18 protein-coding genes are annotated in these 18,620 nt (G+C 63.5%); 11 read left to right on the top strand and 7 right to left on the bottom strand.

Going from position 1 to position 18,620, the window contains the following annotated elements:
* Positions 1-40: 40 nt before the first annotated feature.
* Entirely contained in the window at positions 41-931 is an 891-nt protein-coding gene (locus tag ACF8EA_RS08735) for a LysR family transcriptional regulator (protein ID WP_101196012.1), read from the bottom strand.
* Between the two features lie 105 nt (positions 932-1,036).
* On the opposite strand from ACF8EA_RS08735, the gene ACF8EA_RS08740 reads away from it, so the two are divergent.
* Both ACF8EA_RS08740 and ACF8EA_RS08745 read left to right on the top strand, forming a co-directional pair.
* Positions 1,037-1,555 carry an alcohol dehydrogenase catalytic domain-containing protein gene (locus ACF8EA_RS08740; protein WP_392521621.1) on the top strand — a complete coding sequence of 173 codons (519 nt, stop codon included), beginning with the start codon at positions 1,037-1,039 and terminating at the stop codon, positions 1,553-1,555.
* A gap of 13 nt (positions 1,556-1,568) precedes the next feature.
* Positions 1,569-1,895, top strand: a complete 327-nt coding sequence (locus ACF8EA_RS08745) for a putative quinol monooxygenase (RefSeq protein WP_028697196.1) — start codon at positions 1,569-1,571, stop codon at positions 1,893-1,895.
* Between the two features lie 116 nt (positions 1,896-2,011).
* Here ACF8EA_RS08745 and grxC read toward each other — a convergent pair whose 3' ends face one another.
* Positions 2,012-2,266 carry a glutaredoxin 3 gene (grxC, locus tag ACF8EA_RS08750; protein WP_021782929.1) on the bottom strand — a complete coding sequence of 85 codons (255 nt, stop codon included), beginning with the start codon at positions 2,264-2,266 and terminating at the stop codon, positions 2,012-2,014.
* Positions 2,267-2,279: 13 nt separating this feature from the next.
* Positions 2,280-2,798, bottom strand: coding sequence for a carboxymuconolactone decarboxylase family protein (locus ACF8EA_RS08755; RefSeq protein ID WP_392521622.1), 519 nt, complete (start codon positions 2,796-2,798; stop codon positions 2,280-2,282).
* A gap of 129 nt (positions 2,799-2,927) precedes the next feature.
* Here ACF8EA_RS08755 and ACF8EA_RS08760 point away from each other — a divergent pair, with 129 nt between their 5' ends.
* Positions 2,928-3,752, top strand: a complete 825-nt coding sequence (locus ACF8EA_RS08760; protein ID WP_338444862.1) for an AraC family transcriptional regulator — start codon at positions 2,928-2,930, stop codon at positions 3,750-3,752.
* Positions 3,753-3,814: 62 nt separating this feature from the next.
* Here the strand turns inward: ACF8EA_RS08760 and ACF8EA_RS08765 are convergent, their stop codons facing one another.
* Entirely contained in the window at positions 3,815-4,693 is an 879-nt protein-coding gene (locus tag ACF8EA_RS08765; protein ID WP_392521624.1) for a LysR family transcriptional regulator, read from the bottom strand.
* A gap of 107 nt (positions 4,694-4,800) precedes the next feature.
* Between ACF8EA_RS08765 and ACF8EA_RS08770 the strand changes: the two genes are divergently transcribed.
* Complete coding sequence (locus tag ACF8EA_RS08770; RefSeq protein WP_392521626.1) at positions 4,801-5,802, top strand: zinc-dependent alcohol dehydrogenase family protein; 1,002 nt, start codon at positions 4,801-4,803, stop codon at positions 5,800-5,802.
* Between the two features lie 65 nt (positions 5,803-5,867).
* On the opposite strand, the gene ACF8EA_RS08775 is transcribed toward ACF8EA_RS08770, so the two are convergent.
* Positions 5,868-6,068 carry a hypothetical protein gene (locus tag ACF8EA_RS08775; RefSeq protein ID WP_392521627.1) on the bottom strand — a complete coding sequence of 67 codons (201 nt, stop codon included), beginning with the start codon at positions 6,066-6,068 and terminating at the stop codon, positions 5,868-5,870.
* Positions 6,069-6,250: 182 nt separating this feature from the next.
* Here ACF8EA_RS08775 and ACF8EA_RS08780 point away from each other — a divergent pair, with 182 nt between their 5' ends.
* Genes ACF8EA_RS08780 through ACF8EA_RS08795 form a run of 4 tightly spaced genes read left to right on the top strand, consistent with a single transcriptional unit; the run spans position 6,251 to position 11,848 of the window.
* Positions 6,251-8,161: a sigma-54-dependent Fis family transcriptional regulator gene (locus tag ACF8EA_RS08780; protein WP_392521628.1), complete on the top strand. Its 1,911-nt coding sequence runs from the start codon at positions 6,251-6,253 to the stop codon at positions 8,159-8,161.
* A 1-nt stretch (position 8,162) separates the two neighbouring features.
* Entirely contained in the window at positions 8,163-9,896 is a 1,734-nt protein-coding gene (locus tag ACF8EA_RS08785) for an ABC transporter ATP-binding protein (RefSeq protein ID WP_021782936.1), read from the top strand.
* Entirely contained in the window at positions 9,886-10,563 is a 678-nt protein-coding gene (locus tag ACF8EA_RS08790; protein ID WP_392472519.1) for a peptidase S8 and S53 subtilisin kexin sedolisin, read from the top strand. The genes ACF8EA_RS08785 and ACF8EA_RS08790 overlap by 11 nt, the downstream gene beginning before the upstream one ends.
* Positions 10,556-11,848, top strand: a complete 1,293-nt coding sequence (locus ACF8EA_RS08795; RefSeq protein WP_392521630.1) for an NAD(P)/FAD-dependent oxidoreductase — start codon at positions 10,556-10,558, stop codon at positions 11,846-11,848. The genes ACF8EA_RS08790 and ACF8EA_RS08795 overlap by 8 nt, the downstream gene beginning before the upstream one ends.
* Positions 11,849-11,882: 34 nt before the next feature.
* Here the strand turns inward: ACF8EA_RS08795 and ACF8EA_RS08800 are convergent, their stop codons facing one another.
* Positions 11,883-13,196 (bottom strand): hypothetical protein, encoded by a 1,314-nt coding sequence (locus ACF8EA_RS08800; RefSeq protein WP_392521632.1) that lies wholly within the window; start codon positions 13,194-13,196, stop codon positions 11,883-11,885.
* A gap of 138 nt (positions 13,197-13,334) precedes the next feature.
* On the bottom strand, positions 13,335-14,828 hold the full coding sequence (locus ACF8EA_RS08805; protein ID WP_020192690.1) for an aldehyde dehydrogenase: 1,494 nt from the start codon (positions 14,826-14,828) through the stop codon (positions 13,335-13,337).
* 403 nt (positions 14,829-15,231) lie between these two features.
* Here ACF8EA_RS08805 and peaA point away from each other — a divergent pair, with 403 nt between their 5' ends.
* Genes peaA through qhpC form a run of 3 tightly spaced genes read left to right on the top strand, consistent with a single transcriptional unit; the run spans position 15,232 to position 18,601 of the window.
* Entirely contained in the window at positions 15,232-16,797 is a 1,566-nt protein-coding gene (gene peaA / locus ACF8EA_RS08810) for a quinohemoprotein amine dehydrogenase subunit alpha (RefSeq protein ID WP_031322210.1), read from the top strand.
* Positions 16,798-16,845: 48 nt separating this feature from the next.
* On the top strand, positions 16,846-18,276 hold the full coding sequence (gene peaB, locus ACF8EA_RS08815) for a quinohemoprotein amine dehydrogenase maturation protein (protein WP_392521633.1): 1,431 nt from the start codon (positions 16,846-16,848) through the stop codon (positions 18,274-18,276).
* A gap of 1 nt (position 18,277) precedes the next feature.
* Positions 18,278-18,601, top strand: a complete 324-nt coding sequence (gene qhpC / locus ACF8EA_RS08820) for a quinohemoprotein amine dehydrogenase subunit gamma (protein ID WP_014590799.1) — start codon at positions 18,278-18,280, stop codon at positions 18,599-18,601.
* Positions 18,602-18,620 lie beyond the last annotated feature (19 nt).

The following is an 18,620-nucleotide window of genomic DNA, read 5'->3' on the forward strand; positions in this document are numbered from 1 at the left end:
CCGGAATGCTTTCGATCAGGGGGGGTTGGCTTCCCGCTGATCAGTCGCGCTCCAGTTCGGCGAAGCGGCTGGACAGCCAGGCGTGAAGGTGCCTCACCGCAGGCGACAACTGCTTGCGGTGTGGGCACACCAGACTCAGCGGCATGGCCGGCCCGGGGTGATCCTGCAATAGCACGACAAGCCTTCCTGCCAGTACATCGTCGCTCACATCCAGCCAGGACTTGTAGGTTATTCCTTCGCCGGCCACGGCCCAGCGCCGGGCGATATCGGCGTCATCGCAGAGCAGGGCGCCACGCACCTGGACGGTCTGCGTTCCCAGTTGCCATTTGTCGTAGACCCGGCCCTGCTGCATGTACAGCAAGCACTGGTGTTCGAGCAGGTCTTCAGGGGCTTGCAGGTTGCCTTGCTGCGCCAGGTACTCGGGCGAGGCCACCAGTACCTTGCGGTTCCAGGGCGCCAGTGGCAGGGCTATATAGTTGGCGTCGGCGTTCAGGCCATAGCGGATTGCGATATCTACCGGATCGCGAAAAAGATCGGCGATCTGGTCGGAGAGAAACAAGCGCAGGTTCAACTGTGGATGCTCTCGGCGAAACGCCGTGAGCCAGGGCAACAACACGTTGCGTCCCAGATCGGAGGGCGCGGCCACCTGCAAGGTTCCGCTGAGCTGGGCGCTTTCCTGACGCAGGTTGTCGCGCCCGTGCCTGAGGGCTTCCAGGGCGACAAGGGCCGAGGGAAGGTACTGCTCGCCCTCGGCTGTCAGGCGCAAGCTGCGTGTGGTGCGGGCAAACAATCGCACATCCAGTTCACGCTCCAGGCGCTTGACTGCCTCGGCTGCCTGGCCGGGCAGCAGGTCGGCCTCATGGGCCGCCGCGGTAAAGCTGCCCAGCGCGGCACTGCGAACGAAGATGCCCAGGTCGTCGAGACGGATCATTATCACTCCTGCAATGAAAGTGTTGACGGGCAGGGCCCGTTTTTTCCGGCCGCCTGGCACGCCAGACTCAATGCCAAATCAAACCACATTCAGCAGTGAGTGCCTATGAGAGCGATCAGTTACATCCAAAAAGGCTTGCCTATCGAAGACCCTGCGTCTCTTCAAGACATCTTTATGCCCAAACCCAGCCCTGGGACACGGGACCTTCTGGTCGAGGTCAAAGCCGTGTCGGTCAACCCTGTCGACACTAAGGTACGCGCCGGAACTTTCACGGGAGAGCCGAAAATCCTCGGCTGGGACGCGGCCGGAATCGTCCGCGAGGTCGGGTCCCAGGTGACCCTGTTCAAACCCGGAGATCAGAGTCGCCAGCCTCATCAATGCCGCGCAACATGCGCCGTGCCCATGAGCTGGTCGAGAGTGGCAAGGCGCGCGGCAAGATCGTCCTGGAAGGCTTCTGAAACCCGTATGACATACAACGGCGGACCGGCCGATCCGGCCCGTCAGGAACAAGCAGGGTTAAACGAACCGTGTTTTTCTGCGCCGCGCTTACTCACGGCGCCACGCCCGGTGAAAACGCATGCACACCTTGAAGCAGGCAGTACCGCGCCTGCGCCTTGCAACTGACCAGGAGCTTGATATGAACCAACAAGATTACCCCCTCGTTTCCCTCGCCATCCTCAAGGCCAAGCCAGACCAGAGAGCAAAGCTGAAAGCGGCCTTGCTGGCCTTGATCGAACCGACTCGGGCGGAGCCCGGCAACCGCGACTACATGCTGTTCGAACGCAGCGACGAGCCCGGGACGTTCTACATGCGCGAGGCGTTCGACCACCAGCAGGCCCTGGACGCGCACCTGACCACCGCTCACTTCCAGCGGTTTGCCGAGCAGGCCGAACAGTTGTTGGCGGAGCCCTTGCAACTGATCTTCCTTGACCCGGTGTCATCTGCCGTTGCGCCCTGTCCCTGAGGCAGGCCAGGCCTTGGCCACTGTGGCGTTACTGCCAGCAGCATCGGCACGTAGGCACACGCAAGAGCGGAGGGCAAACAGGGTCAGGCTTGGCGTCCACGACTTGTCTTTACACTTCAAGCGCTAAGCAATGCTTCGAGCTGGCCCTTGCGATCCAGACTCGCCAAGTCATCGAAGCCGCCGACATGCACCTTGCCAACAAATATCTGTGGGACGGTTCGGCGTTGGGATCGCTGCATCATTTCCGCCAAGTGCCGGGGTGACTGTTCAACGTCGATTTCGTCAGGGGTAATGCCCTTGCTCGACAGCAGTCGCTTGGCGCTCACGCAGTAAGGGCAGTGCTGGGTGGTGTAGATCGTCACGTGGCTCATGGTGGTTACCTTCCTAGCTTGCCGATGGCGGAAAGTCGATATCGGTAGCGGCGATGTTGTTCAGGTAGTTGGTCAGGGTTAACAGCGTGACCTGCGCCACTACCTCCACGATCTTGCTATCCGTAAGGCCCGCCTCACGCGCTGCAGCGATCTGCTCGTCACTCAACTGGCCGCGACTTGCGGTGATCTGCTGGGCCAGCGCGGCAACCGCGCTGAGTGTGCCGGCTCGGGCTTGCCTGACGGCCTCATCGCTCAACCCAGCCTTGGCGCCAAAGAAGGTGTGTGCCGCCAGGCAGTAGTCGCAACCGTTGATTTGCGAGGTGGCGAGGGCAACGACTTCACGCTCGACGGCGCTCAGTGAGCCTTTACCCAAGGCCTGGGCGAGGCCCAGGTAACCGTTGAGTGCGACCGGAGAGTGAGCCAGGGTCTTGAATGCATTGGGGATGAAGCCGAGACCTTTCTGAATGCCTTCGAGGGCTGCGCGCGAGCCAGTAGGGGCCTGGTCCAGCGAGAGAGTAGCGATGCGAGTCATGGTAGTTCTCCACTAGGTTGATCAAACGGCTTGTCTATCAAGCCTGGAGTCCATACTAGGGAGGCAGACTTTTCTTTCGGCTTCAGATCGTCGAAGGTATGCAACAGATCGTCTAAATCTGAGCGCGCTATGGACCGACTATCGACACTGCTCAAGCACTTCAACCTGCACGCATCCACGTTTCACCAGGGTGGGTTCTGCGGAACAACCCACCTTTATGGGCAACACAGTGTCGGCCACGCCCACCTGCTGCGCTCGGGGCGTCTGGCCTTCAGGGGCAAGCGTGGCCAGCTGATCGAGTTGACCGAACCCAGCCTGATTCTGGCGGTGCGCCCGCAGGAGCACCACTTGCTGGCCACCGAAGCCGATGAGGCGGAATTGGTTTGCGCCACCCTGCATTTCGATGGCGGCGCCAACAACCCGCTGACCCTGGCTTTGCCGGACTTCATCATCAAGCCCCTCGGCGAATTGCAAGGCCTTGATGGCACCCTTCACTGGCTGTTCGAAGAAGCCTTTGGAGATGAGTGTGGTCGTGATGTCATTCTCAATCGCTTGTTCGAGCTGATGATCATTCAACTGCTTCGCCACCTCATCGCCACCCGCAGCATCGCCTCGGGAATGATGGCCGGGTTGGCCAACACTCAGCTGTCCCGCGCGCTTGTGGGGATCCACGATGAGCCGCAGCGCAATTGGTCCGTGGCGGAACTGGCGAATCTTTCGGGCATGTCGCGGGCGAGCTTTGCCGCGCACTTTCGCGAGATCGTGGGTATCACCCCCGCGGACTACCTGGCGAACTGGCGCATCAGCCTGACGCAGAAACGCCTTCGCGAAGGGCGCCCCATTGCCCTGATCGCCGATGAGGTCGGCTACGAAAGCCCTTCTGCGCTGGCCCGAACCTTTCGCCGCAAGGTGGGCGCAAGCCCGACGCAATGGCTGCAGCAGGATGCGGTATAACGCCTGCTCGACAGATTTGCGCGCGAGGCAATGAGCGAGGTCCCGTGCCCCAACAGGGTGGCTTATACGTTCTCCCGAAGAAAATCGATGAACGCCATCGTCCTTGCCGAGCGTCGCCGCTCACAGCTGAACACGGCGCTGACCGGCAGCGCGGTCGTCTGGTATTCGTCGAGCAGGCTACACACGCCACCCTGCTCGAAGTCCGCAGCAAACAGCCATTGCGGAGACAGGGAGATGCCCAGGCCGGCGAGGACCATTTCACGAATGGCCTCGCTGTTGTTGCTGGTGACGTTGCCTTTGATTGCAACCTCAAGTGCTTCGCCACGACGGGTGAAGTGCCAGCGGTCGTAATGCTCAAGCAAGGTGAAGGCGATGCAGTTGTGGCCTGCCAGTTCGGCGGGCTCGCGTGGCCGGCCATGGCGATCGAGATAGGCCGGTGCAGCGTAGACTCGCCGTGTGCTGGTGCCCAGGGGCACGGCCACCAGTCCCTCGCTCTTCACCACGCCAATACGGATGGCCAGGTCGACGTTTTCCATGAGCAGGTCTTCGTTGTAATCGTTCAGGCGCAGGTCGATCTGCACATCGGGATGTCGCTGTAGAAAAGTCCCGATCAGGGGCGCTATGCACAGCCTCCCATAGCTGACCGGTGCGGCAATTCGCAGGGGGCCGGCGATCTGCTCCTGGCCGCTGGCGAAGCTGCGCGTGGCATGCTCTAGCTGGCTGAGAATTTCCTGGCAGTGGCTGTAGAAACGTTGCCCTTGATCGGTGAGGGCGAGGTGCCGGGTGCTGCGGGCAAACACGGCTCCGCCCAGGTACTGCTCCAACGCACGGACCTGCTTGCTGACTGCCGGCTGCCCCATGTTCAGCTCCCGAGCCACTGCCGAAAACGAGCCACGCTCCACGACGCGCACGAAGATGCGCATGCTGTCGAACAAATCCATCGCTATTGGGCCTCTTGGGGGAATAAGTAATATGCAAATTTAGTTTCTTATCGGAATGAGGAAGACGGTGCAACCTGTAAGCGTCCACTCATTCAGAGGTTCCCGTCATGAATCAGACCATGCTTGCCGCTATCGCCGAATCCGCCCAGACCCCGCTGGCCGTGCGCCACATCGCCCGTCCTGTGCCCGGCAAGGGGCAGGTCCTGGTGCGGATTCACGCCGCAGGGGTCAACCCGCTCGACACCAAGATCGCTGTCGGTGCAGGCGCTCATGCCCGCCAGGCGCTGCCGGCCGTGCTCGGCCTGGATCTCGCTGGTACGGTCGTTGAACTGGGCGAGGCGGTTGATGGTTTCACGCCTGGCCAGGAGGTCTTCGGCATGGCCGGCGGCATCGGCGGCGCCCAAGGCACCCTGGCCGAATACATCGCCGTGGATGCCAGGCTGATTGCATCAAAGCCGCATGCGCTCGGCATGCGTGAGGCTGCCGCGTTGCCGTTGGTTTTCATCACCGCCTGGGAAGGTCTGGTTGATCGCGCCAATGTTCATAGTGGTCAGCGGGTGCTGATTCATGGCGGCGCAGGTGGCGTCGGCCAAGTTGCGGTGCAATTGGCCAAGGCTCGCGGTGCCGAAGTCTGCGCCACCGGCTCCGCGAGCAGTCTAGACTTCATCCGCTCGCTGGGGGCCACGGCGATTGACTATCAGGCGCAGGGTGTAGAGGCCTATGTCGAACAATATACGGCTGGAGAAGGTTTCGACATCGTTTATGACACCGTCGGCGGCAGCACGTTGGATGCGTCATTCAAGGCAGTAAAACCGTATACCGGGCACGTACTCAGCTGCCTCGGTTGGGGCCAGCACAGTCTCGCGCCTTTATCCTTCAAAAGTGCCACCTACTCGGGTGTATTCACCCTGGCACCGCTACTAACCGGGAAGGGGCGCGAACACCACGGAAGTATCCTGCGCGAGGCAGCTGTTCTGGCCGATGCCGGGCAACTGGCGATCCGGGTGGACCCGCACCAGTTTGCACTGGACGAGGTCAACGACGCATTCCGACAGGTCGCGGAAGGTCGTGGCAGGGGCAAGACGGTTATCCAGTTGGTAAGCGATTAGCCTCCAGAGCTTCATTAATCAGCAGTTACCGGCCAGTAGCGCCCGCTTCTGGCCCTGGCTGGCTTTCACGAATCTGCCCAAGGGTAAAATTGGCGTTTCACACGCAGATGCTCCAGGCCGTTGGAAACACGCTGGATTACCACGTCTTTCAGATCCGTGTCCGAAAACAGGAAAGGCGGGGTCTTGGCGAGGAGCACCTTCATCGTCGCAGTATTCCTGCCGTCGCCGTCGTGGATGGCACGGGCTTCGCCCTTGTTCGCGGGCAAGCCCGCTCCCACAGGGATGGCGCCAGCTTTTAGAAATTGAGCAAGACAGTTGCTCCTACCCAAGATTCTGGTCACCCCCCTCGAACCATCAACCAGATGACGGCCAGCCATTTCTCCCGCACACTGCGGAAAATTCCCAAGCCCGTACCCCGTCACATTGCGGGGCACAGCCGGAGTAGAAAATGGCGCGACAACTAATAACAAACGCCCACGACCCGCTGCACGAATCCCGCGAGGCCCGGTTGAAGCTGGCCAGCGAAGGCGAACTACCGCTGGGCATGCTGCGTGATGAGATCGACGCCTCCTGGCGCCGAAGCCTGGGCCACGGCCTGGACTGCCTGCAGGGCGAACAGGTCGGCCTGGGTTTGGAACAGGGCCATGACCTGCGCCTGCTGCTGGAGCGCAACCGCCTGCTGATCGATGCCGTCACCCCTGAACTTGACTACCTGGTCGCGCGCCAGGGCAAGGCTGGCATCGTCATCCTCGGCGACGCCCAGGCCAACGTGCTGGCCATCGAAGGCCAGAAGCACGTGCTGCAGCGCGAGGGCCTGCGCGATCTGCACCCGGGCAGTTGCTGGAGCGAATCGCTGCGTGGCACCAACGCCATCGGCACGGCCGTGGTCGAAGGCCGGCCGACGCTGATCAACTGCGGCGAACATTACCTTGACCGCCTAAGCCCGTTCTCTTGTACTTCCGTGCCCTTGCGCGACCCGCGCGGCGAGGTGATCGGCGTGCTCGACATCACCCGCGAAGGGGTGATGGCGCAACCGCAGGACAGCCTGTCGACCCTGATGCTGGCGGCCGGCAACATTGAAAGCCGCCTGTTTGGCCTGTGCCACCCGGAGCAGCTGGTGCTGGCCTTCCACAGCCGCCCGCAGTACCTCAACAGTGCCTGGCACGGCCTGTTGGCCCTGAGCCTGGACGGTGAAGTGCTGGCCGCCAACGATAGTGCCTGCCAGTTGTTGCAGGTGCCGCGCCATGAGCTGATTGGCCGGCGCAGCACTGACCTGCTCGGTGAACGGTCACCTGCGTTCATTGCGCGCCTGTGGCAGGGCGGAGTGAGCAGTGTGCAGACGGCCAAGGGCGAGTTCCACTTCCGTGCCTTGCAGTTGCCACGCCATGGCCGGGTCAATGGCAGCACGCCGGCAAGCAAGCCGGTGCTGGGCAAGCAGTCGCCGGCACTCGACGCCCTGGCCGGTGGTGATCCACGGCTGGCGCGCAACTTGCGCATGGCCCGCCAGGGGCTGGGCAATGGCCTGCCGGTGCTGCTGCTGGGCGAGACCGGTACCGGCAAGGAAGTGGTCGCTCGCGCCTTGCACCAGGCCAGCCCGCGTGCCGACAAACCGTTTGTGGCAGTCAACTGCGCGGCCATTCCCGAAGGGCTGATCGAGTCCGAGCTGTTCGGCTACCGTGAGGGCGCCTTCACCGGTTCGCGCCGGGGTGGCATGGTCGGACGGCTGATGCAGGCCCATGGCGGCACGCTGTTTCTCGACGAAATCGGCGACATGCCGCTGGCCCTGCAAGCACGCCTGCTGCGGGTATTGCAGGAGCGCCGCGTAGCACCATTGGGGGCGGGCGACGAGCAGGACATTGACGTGGCGCTGATCTGCGCCACCCACCGCGACCTCAAGCGCCTGGTCCAGGAACAACACTTCCGTGAAGACCTTTACTACCGGGTGAACGGTGTGTCGTTGCGCCTGCCGGCCCTGCGCGAACGTGATGACCTGGCGGCGATCATCCAGGGCCTGCTGGACAAGGCCGATGCGCGTGGCGTAACCCTTGACCCGGCGTTGACCGCGTTGCTCGAAGGCTTCGACTGGCCAGGCAACATCCGCCAGCTGGAAATGGTGGTGCGCACCGCCCTGGCCATGCGCGAGGACGACGAGCAGGTGCTGACCCTCGATCACCTTACCGACTGCCTGTTGGACGAGCTGGCGAGCAGCACAGCGCCCTCCGGCAGCCTCAAGGACAATGAACTGGAGCAGATCCGCGGTGCTCTGGCACGCCACCAGGGCAACGTCTCGGCCGCCGCCGAGACGCTGGGTATCAGCCGGGCGACGCTGTACCGCAAGCTCAAGCAGTTGCGCGGCTGACGTGGGCGGCCTGTTCGCAAGGCTGGTGGACTCCAGCGACCCTGTACTCATGCGCCAGGCGTTGGCCTGGCTGTATGGTTTCGTGCGCCCACACCGGCGTGCCATCGGCCTGTTGCTCGGTTTGTCGCTGGGTGCATCGCTGCTGGCGCTGGCGCAACCCTGGCTGGTCAAGACTCTGATCGACGAAGGGCTGCTGGCCAAGGATTACCAAACGCTTTGGCACATGGCGGCAATCATGATCGGCGCGGGCCTGCTGGGCACGGTGCTGGCCGGCGTCAACCGCTACCTGCATACGCGCCTGTCGGGGCGCATCCTGTTCGCCCTGCGCGACGATCTTTACCGCCATCTGCAGCAGTTGTCGCCAACCTTCTACGGGCGGCGGCGTATCGGCGACATTCTTTCGCGGCTGGATGGCGATGTGGCAGAGATCCAGCGCTTTGCCGTGGACTCGCTGTTCTCGGCGGTGTCGGCGGTGATCGGCCTGGTGGGTGCGGTGGCGTTGATGCTGATGCTGTCGTGGCAGTTGTCGCTGTTGCTGGCGCTGCTGGTGCCGATCGAGGTGCTGTGGCTGCGCTGGATGCGGCGCAAGGTGGAGCGCGAAGTGCGCAACTTGCGTGAGCGCTCGGCGGATGTGTCGTCTTTTCTGGTCGAGACCCTGCCGGCGATGAAGTTCATCCAGGCGGCCGGCCAGCAAGGCCGGGAAGCAGGGCGCCTGGACCAGCTTGGGCAAGGTTACATGCGCCAGTTGCTGAAGGTGCAGGTGACCGAATTCTTCACCCAGGCCATCCCCGGCACATTGACCTCGTGGTGCCGCGCCTGCGCGTTCCTGGTGGGTGGTTGGTGGGTTATCCAAGGCACCTGGCAGTTGGGCGCGCTGATCGCTTTTTCTACTTACATGGGTATGGCGGTTGGGCCGGTGCAGAGCCTGTTGGGCTTGTACGTGGCGGTGCAGCGCATGGCTGTCAGCCTGGGAAGGGTGATGGAATTGAAGCAGGAAGCGGTAGCGGTACATCAGACCGCCAACCCGCAGCCCATCCCCGTTGGCCCCGGCGAGTTACGCCTCGAGGCGCTGAGCTTTGCCCATGAGGGGCGCCAGGGTGCGGTACTGAAAAACGTGCAGGTGAGCATCCCGGGTGGCCTGAAAGTCGCCATCAGCGGTGCCTCCGGGGTGGGCAAGTCAACCCTGATCGACCTGCTGCAGCGGTTCTACGACCCGGACGCGGGGCGCATCCTGCTGGACGGCGTCGACCTGCGCGACCTTGACCTTGTTGCATTGCGCAGGCAAATCGCTGTGGTCAGCCAGGACATCGTGTTGTTCCGTGGCACCCTGGCGCAGAACCTGGCTTATGGCGTGCCCGAGGCCAGCCGTGACGAACTGGAGCGGGTGGTGCGCCTGGCGCGGCTGGACAGCCTGGTCGACAGCCTGCCATTGGGCCTGGACGGCCTGCTGGGCGAGCGTGGCCAGCAGTTGTCTGGCGGGCAGAAGCAACGTATTGCCATCGCCCGCGCGGTATTGCAGGCCCCGGCGATCCTGGTGCTGGACGAGGCCACTTCGGCGGTGGACGAAGCCACCGAGCGTGAAGTGATCGCGGCCATCGACCAGTTGTTCGCTGGCCGCACGCGTATTCTGATCAGCCACCGGGCTTCGACCCTGGCCGATGCCGACCTGCACCTGCAACTGCATGACGGCCAGTTGCAGAATCTGGCGCAGGAGGTGATCAAACATGGGCACTGACGTACGTGTTGGCATCATCGACAGCGGCTGCTCGCCGGCGCAGGCCAACGGTTTGCTGGGCGCCCGCCGTTTCTGGCTGGAGGACGGCCAGTTGCGCGAAGGTGAAATGCTCCCCGACCAACTTGGGCACGGCAGTGCGGTGCTCGCCAGCTTGCAACACGAGGCCGGTCCGGTGTCGGTGCTGGTGGCCCAGGTGTTCAGCGCCCAGGCCAGCACCAGTGCGTTGCAGGTGGCTGCCGCATTGCTGTGGCTGGTGGAATCGGGGGCCACGCTGGTCAATCTCAGCCTGGGCTTGCAGCAGGACCGGCCCGTGCTGCATCAGGCTTGTGCCGAGGCGCTGGCGGCTGGCGTGCTGTTGTGTGCATCCAGCCCGGCACAGGGTGGGCCGGTATACCCGGCCAGCTACCCGGGTGTGATTCGGCTGACCGGTGATGCGCGTTGTGCGCCCGGCCAGTGGTCCTGGCTTGGCACCCGGCAGGCGGACTTTGGCGGTTATGTGGGGGCGGGCGGCCGAGCGGGTGCGAGCTTGGGCTGTGCGGCTTTGAGCGGAAGGATTGCGGCTTTGCTGCGTGACGAGCCGGGCAGGGATCGCCAGCAGGTCCATGACTGGTTGCGCGATCACGCGGCGTTCATCGGCCCAGAGCGACGGGGGCCCAGCCATGCTTGAGCCGCGCATTGTAGTGCTGGGTGCCGGCCCTGCGGGTGCAGCCACGGCCATTGGCTTGCGGCGGCTGGGTTACACCGTGACGGTGGTGTCGGAGTGGCGCCGTTTCGCGGCAGTTGAAGGCGTTTCGCAGCGGGTGCTGGAGGGCTTGCGGCACGCAGGCCTTGGCGGGGCCTTGAGCCAGGCGGCTATGCCGGCCACCCGCCAGGTGCACTGGAACGGCCAGCACCTGCACATGAACCAGGAGTTTCTGCTCGACCGGCAACGTTTTGACCAGGCGCTGCGCGAAGACCTTCAGCGCGCAGGCGTGCGTGTGGTCGAGGGGCGGGTGCGTGAGGTCGTGCAGGGGGGCGGTCATCATGTGCGCCTGGACGATGGGCAGGTGCTGACCGCTGATTTCCTGGTTGAGGCCCGAGGCCGACAGGCTCCCCTGGCCGCAGACCGCCTGCGTGGGCCGGAAACGGTCAGCTTGCTCAATGTCTGGCAGGGTAGCCCCGGTGCGCCTGCGTCGGCGGTGGAGAGCCTGGAGGATGGTTGGGCGTGGATGGCACGGCTGGAAGATGGCCGCTGTTACTGGCAAGTCACCCAGGACGCTGCCGGGCTGCCGGGGAAAGCTGGGTTGGCAGCTTACTGCGTGGCGTTGCGGGGCCGCAGCGCGTTGGTAGCCGAGCTGTTCGGCGGTCAGGCATTGATCCCGGCACAGGTGCATGCACGCAGCAGTACCGCCATTCTGGCGGGTGAATGTGTCGGGCAGGACTGGATCCGGGTGGGGGATGCTGCCATGGCCGTTGACCCGCTGTCGGGCAACGGGATATTTCAGTCGCTCTCTTCGGCATTACAAGCGCCGGTGGTGATCAATACGTTGCTGCGCAGGCCTGAGCGGGCTGAGCTGGCGCGGCAGTTTCACCAGCAGCGGGTCGAGCAGCTGTTCCTGCGTTTTGCCCGCATTGGCCGGGATTTCTATGCCCAGGAACAAAGCCGGGTGGGGCAACCGTTCTGGGCCCGGCGCCAGGGTTGGCCGGATGCGCACCCCCTGCATCAGGCGGCTGATTGGCAAGCGGTGCGGGTTGAGCGACGGCCTGTACTGCGTGATGGGCTGGTGGATGCAGCAGAGGTGGTGGTGACAGCGGATCAGCCGTTGGGGGTGTGGCATTTGCAGGGGGTGGAACTGGCACCTGTGGTGCAAAAAATACGCAGTGGCCGGCCTGTTGAGGCGGTGTTGTCAGGGCTTGCGGGTGAACAGCAGAGGATAGTGCGGCGGTGGCTGGGGGAGCAGGGGTTGGTTTGAGATTGTCGGGGCTGCGAAGCAGCCCCAGGATGGGTCAGAAGAAGGTACCGACGACCAGTTGCATGTAAGTCCCGGTATCCCGCCCACCCAGCTGCGTGCCGCCATTGGCCGCACTGCGCTCCGGCTTGTAGAACCCCACCACCGGGCTGATCAGCAGGTGGTCGTTGACCATCCATTCCACATACAGGTCCAGCTCGCGCCCGCCAAGGTTGCCCTGGTCGGTGTCCAGCGTGTCGAAGTCGAAGTACAGTGCGCCGACGGTCAGGTTGTCCCGTGGCTTGCCCTTCAGCGCTACATGGTGCACCTGGCTGTTCTTGTTGAACGGCCCGGCATAGTTGGCTGCCACTTCACCCTGGAACCAGGTGCCGTAACCCCGGCTCAGGCCATAGAACAGCGGGTCGAAGCCTTCGGAGAAGCGGCTGTAGCGGTAGGTGGCCGTAGGTGACCAGGGCAATTGGGAGAAGGTCCAGTTGCCCTCCAGGTACCAGGCATTCTCGCGCCCGCCGGTCTTGTCCTGGGTCACGTACTCGGCGGCCAACTCCAGGTCTTTGACGCCCAGGTTGCCGCGCCCGCGCAGGCTGGCGGTGTCCATGCCGTCGCGGTGTTCCAGACCCATGATCTGCGCGTAGCGCTGGTCCACGTCGAGGCCGCGGATCCAGCTCAGGCCGACGGTACCGGTGTCGGTGACGTGCTCCAGGTTGGCTACCGCCAGGGAAGTGTCGGCCTGGTAGTGGTTGTCGGACTTCAACCACATCAGGTCACCGCGCCAGCCCTGGTTGCCACCCAGGCGCAGCACGGCGGTGCGGTCGAAGGCCTTGCGTGCAGCAAGGTAGTAGGCACCGCCGCGATCGAAGTTGGCCCCCAGGTCGACCTTGCCAAGGTTGACCGGGTCACCCTGGATCAGGAAACCATCGCCCAGGGTGACGACCTGGCGGCCACCGGAAATGTCGACGCCATCTTCACCCAGCGCCGGAAACAGGTTGGCCGAGCGCCAGCCCAGGTACAGGTCTTCGATGGCGGTGCGACGTTCGTCGCCCAAGGTCAGGCCGGCGGCGTCGCCATCGCCCCAGGTGGCGGAACTGAGCAGGCTGAAGGCCCCGTAGAGGGTGCCGCTATCGGCCAGGGTCTGGCTGCCGCTGAGGCCGTATTTTACGTAGCCTTCCTGCCAGGCGGTGCTGCCGGGTTGGCGGTTGCCGGCCTGGTTGAAGCTTTCGTCGCTATGGAAGACGCCGAACAGGGCTTCGAGGTCGGCGTTGAGGCTGGTGCCATCGTGGTTGTACAGCTCGTAGGCTTGGGTGGCGGGTGCGGTTAACAGCAGGGCCAATGTGCAGGCGAGTGTGTGCCTCATGGGTTTGCTCCATGGTTTTTATTGTTGTTTTTTTGTTGCCTGTGCCGGCCTCTTCGCGGGTGAACCCGCTCCTACAGGGCATGTGATACCTGGTGTAGGAGCGGGTTTACCCGCGAAGAGGCCGGTACAGGAAAAAGATCAGAGCTTGATCAACACCGATTTCAGCTCCGTGTAATGCTCGATGGCCGCTGAACCCATCTCACGACCAACGCCAGACATCTTGTAGCCACCAAACGGCAGTGCCGGGTCGAGCGCGCTGTGGCAGTTGACCCACACCGAGCCGGACTTGATGCGCGGGATCATGCGGTGCACCGCGGCCAGGTCGTTGGACCAGATGCTTGCACCCAGGCCGTAGGGGTTGTCGTTGGCCATGCCGATCACTTCGTCGATGTCATCGAATGGCATCGCCACCAGCACCGGCCCGAAGATTTCTTCCTGCACCAGGCGATGACGCTGGTCCACATCGACAATCACCGTCGGCTTGACGAAGTAACCAGGCCCGAATCCTTCACCCCCGCAGGCGATAGTGGCGCCCAGTTCGCGGCCAAGCTCAATGTAGCCAGTGACGCGGTCCTGCTGCTTGGCTGAAATCAACGGGCCCATCTGCACCGCCGGGTCCAGCCCGTTGCCCAGCTTCATGGCATTGGCGATCCCGGCGATGTCGGCCACCACGTTGTCGAAGTGCTTGCGGTGCACATACAGCCGCGAGCCTGCGCAGCACACCTGGCCCTGGTTGAAGAAGATCGCCGTGGCCGCACCGGCTGCGGCTTCCTGCAGGTTGGCATCAGGCATGACGATGGTCGGCGACTTGCCGCCCAGCTCCAGGGTGACGCGGGTCATGTTGTCCATGGCCGCCTTGCCGATCAGCTTGCCGACCTCGGTGGAGCCGGTGAAGGTCAGTTTGTCTACGCCGGGGTGGCGGCTGAGCGCGGCGCCGGCGTTCAGGCCGGTACCGGTAACCACGTTGAACACACCGGCCGGGTAGCCGGCCTCGTCGACCAGTTCGGCCAGCTTGAGCACGCTCAGTGGGGTTTCATCGGCAGGCTTGAGCACCACGGTGCAGCCGGTGGCCAGTGCCGGGCCGAGCTTCCAGCAAGCCAGCAGCAGCGGGAAGTTCCAGGCGACGATGGCGCCAACCACGCCCACTGCCTCGCGGCGTACGAAGCCGTGGAACTGGTCGTTGGGCATCAACGGCATGGAGGCTTCGACGGTGCTACCCTCGATCTTGGTGGCCCAGCCCGCCATATAGCGCAGAAAGTCGATGGCCAGTTGCACGTCCATCACCTGGGCCACGGCGGCGCTCTTGCCATTGTTCAGGCATTCCAGTTCGGCCAGCTGACGCGCATCGCGCTCCATCAGGTCGGCCAGGCGCCACAGCAGGTTCTGCCGCTCGCGTGGGCGCATGCGGCTCCAGGGCGAGTCGTCGAAGGCCTGGCGCGCAGCGCGCACGGCGCGGTCGACATCTTCGGCCTCGGCGGCCGGCACTTCACCCAGCACCTCGCCGGTGGCCGGGTTGCGGAACGACAGGGTTCGACCGCTGGCGGCGTCCTGCCAGTCGGCACCGATGCGCATCTTCAGCTTGCGTTCGAGAAAGGCGCGGGTGGCAGGCAGGATGGGCAGTTCGGAAAGCATGGGGCTGTGCCTCTTGTCATTGGATGTGACGGGCACTGGCGCAATGGCCGTGCCAACGTGGGCAGATGGCCGCAAAGCGTTGTGGGCGTTGGGTTTTGTCTGAGCGCAAGGCTGCGATTGCCGGGTTGCCCTGTTGCACATTGAGACGATGTGAGACGGTGGTGAAACAGTGGCTGTTCGGCGTCTTCGCGGGCCCTGTCTCAACATGAAACACCCTGTCGCGAAATGGCACGCTGCAAATGGCCATCCCGGCTGCTGGCCAAACCTCGAAAACCGCTTAAAAGGTTGAAAGGAAACGTTTTTACCGCAACTGGCACAGTTCCTGTATCACAACCGTCACATGCACACCTGCTGTACCAAAGCGTGCGAAAACGATAAGAACAACAACCGTGGAGGTCTGACCTTGAAGACGACTCGACTCCGGCGGCATGCGGGCAAACTGGCGCTGGTCGCCGCCGCGCTGCTGAGCACCCAGGCCATGGCGGCCGAGCAGGGCCCGAGCCTGTTGCAGAACAAGTGCATGGGGTGCCATATCCCCGAAGGCAACGACACCTATAGCCGCATCAGCCACCAGCGCAAGACGCCGGAAGGCTGGCTGATGAGCATCGCCCGCATGCAGGTGATGCATGGCCTCCAGATCAGCGACGACGACCGTCGCACGCTGGTCAAATACCTGGCCGACAAGCAGGGCCTGGCGCCTAGCGAAACCGATGGCGTGCGTTACGCCATGGAGCGCCGGCTCAATACCGTCGAGCACTTCGACACCCAGCTCAGCGAGACCTGTGGCCGTTGCCACTCGGGTGCTCGTGTTGCCTTGCAACGGCGTCCGGCCAAGGAGTGGGAACACTTGGTCAACTTCCACCTTGGCCAATGGCCGTCCCTTGAATACCAGGCCCAGGCGCGTGACCGCGACTGGCTGCCGATCGCCCTGCAGCAAGTGGTGCCGGACCTTGCCAAGCGTTACCCGATGGAAAGCACGGCCTGGGCCGAATGGCAGAAGGCCAAACCCAAGGCGGACGTACTGCCGGGGCAGTGGGCATTCAGCGGCCATATGCTGGCCAAGGGCGATGTACGTGGGGTGATGAGCGTCACGGCCGGAGAGGGCGATACCTTCAAGGTCGAGGTCAAGGGCGCTTACGCCGACGGTACACCGTTCAACGGCAGCGGCTCGGCCATCCTGTACAACGGTTATGAATGGCGCGGCAATGTGAAGGTTGGCGATACCAACCTGCGCCAGGTGTTCGCTGCGCTGGATGGCGAAATGAAAGGCCGTATGTTCGAAGCCGATCACGATGAGCGCGGCCTGGACTTCAGCGCCGTGAAGGAAGGCAAGGCGCAGTTGCTGGCGGTGCAACCGGCGTTCATCAAGGCCGGCGGCGAAAGCGAAATTACCCTGGTTGGCAGCGGCCTGTCTGGCAAGCCGGACCTGGGCGCCGGGGTGGAAGTGACCGAAGTGCTGGAGCAGACCCCGACCCTGGTAAGGGTCAAGGCCCGCGCCGCGGCCGATGCCAGGCCAGGCCTGCGCGAGGTGGCGGTAGGTGCGCTCAAGGGCGTGAACCTGGCGGTTTACGACAAAGTCGACGAAGTGAAGGTCGTGCCGGCGTTCTCCATCGCGCGCATTGGCGAGAACGGCGCCTCCGTGCCGAAAGTGCAGGGGCGTTTCGAGGCCGAAGCCTGGGGCAAGGATGCCGATGGCCAGCCGCTGCGTATCGGCTACCTGCCGGCCAGTTGGAAGGTCGAGCCGTTCAACGAGCGTGCTGTCGAGGATGAAGACGTCAAGTTCGCCGGGCAGATGCAGGCCGATGGCGTGTTCGTGCCAGGCGGTGCCGGGCCCAACCCGGAGCGCAAGATGATGACCAACAACGCCGGTAACCTCAAGGTCATCGCCACGCTGGCCGACGGTGGCCAGACCGGCGAAGGGCACATGATCGTCACCGTACAGCGCTGGAACAACCCGCCGCTGCCATAACGGCAGGCTGCAACGGTTTTCCAACGGATCGATTATCGGGAGGTCGCCATGGGCGTACTACTGAACCTGGTCGAACGCAACCTGCACGAAGTACAGGTTGATGCCGACCGCATGCTGTTCCACATCCCCAGCAGTTCGCTGTTCACCGCTGATGCGGTGACCGGCGGCATCATCGACACCTTGCGCAAGCAAGGCTGCTCGGCCGAGGAGCTGATGCAGCGCCTTGGCCAGCAGTTTGCCGGAGACGATATCCAGGACACCCTGCGCGAGCTGATCGCGCTGGAGCTGGTCAGTGACGGCTCGCCGCTGACCCCGGAAATCGCCCTCAGGCAGGTCGAGCGCACCGCGCTGAACACCGTGGTGCTCAACGTCAACACCGGCTGCAACCTCAGCTGCACCTATTGCTACAAGGAAGACCTGGACAAGCCTTCCGCCGGCAAAAAGATGAGCACCGCCACCGCCGAAGCCTCGGTGGAGATGCTGCTCAAGGAATCACCCAACGAGCAGCGCTACAGCGTGGTGTTCTTCGGTGGTGAACCGCTGTCCAACCGGCCGTTGATCGAGCACATGGTGGCTTACTGCGAGCGGCGTTTCGCCGAAGCGGGCAAGCAGGTGGAGTTCATCATGACCACCAACGCTACCTTGCTGACCGAAGAAATCATCGATTGGCTCAACGCCCACCGCTTCGGCCTGTCGATCAGCATCGATGGCCCCAAGACCGTGCACGACCGCAACCGTATCACCGTGGGCGGGCAGGGCACCTATGACGTAGTGCGGCGCAAGGCCGACCTGCTGCTGTCGCGCTATACCAGCCGCCCGGTGGGCGCGCGGGTTACGCTGACCCGTGGCATTACCGACGTTGAAACCATCTGGAACCACCTGTTCAACGAAATGGGTTTTGCCGAGGTTGGCTTTGCCCCGGTTACCTCCGGCGACATGGCCGACTTCAACCTCACTGGCGAAGAGCTGGTGCAGGTCTTCGCCAACATGAAGGCACTCGGCCGGCGCTACCTGGAGGCGGCACTGGAGCACCGCAACATCGGCTTCTCCAACCTGCACCAGTTGATCACCGACATCCACGAAGGCCACAAGAAGGCCCTGCCGTGTGGCGCCGGGTTGAAGATGCTGGCGGTGGACCACGAAGGTGAGCTGAACCTGTGCCACCGCTTCACCGGCTCCAGCCTGCCCACCTTCGGTAACGTGCACCAGGGCGTGAAGCAGGTGCAGCTCAACGACTTCCTGTCGCAGCGCCTGGACCGCAGCAACACCGGCTGTGAAAGCTGCCGTATTCGCAACCTGTGCTCCGGCGGCTGCTACCACGAAAGCTATGCGCGCTACGGCGACCCGCAGCACCCGACTTACCACTACTGCGAACTGATGCGCGACTGGGTGGACTTCGGCATTGAAGTCTACAGCCGCATCATGGCCGTCAACCCGGCCTTCATCGATCGCTACATCACCCCGCGGAAGGCGCATTGACATGAAGCACTTGAAGCCCCTGAACAACAAGGCGCGCATCCTGGAGCAGGCCGCCGCCGAAGACCGTGTCGAAGAAGTGATGGCAATGAGCGCGGTGGCAGGCTGCACGGCCACTACCGACCCGGGCTGGGAGGTGGACGCCTTTGGCGGCGTGAGCTCGCTGTGCCAGCCGATGGAGGCCGACCTTTATGGTTGTTCGGACCCTTGCTGGTGGCCGGCCCAGGTGCCGGACATGATGAGCACCTACCAGGACTGGAACGCCCAGGCGACCAACTCGGCAGAGGACTGGCGCAACCTCGGCACCGTGTTCCCGAAAGACAAGTGACGGCCCAACAAGAATGACA

This window comes from Pseudomonas sp. YQ_5 (assembly GCF_043103305.1).
Lineage (GTDB): Bacteria > Pseudomonadota > Gammaproteobacteria > Pseudomonadales > Pseudomonadaceae > Aquipseudomonas > Aquipseudomonas putida_Y.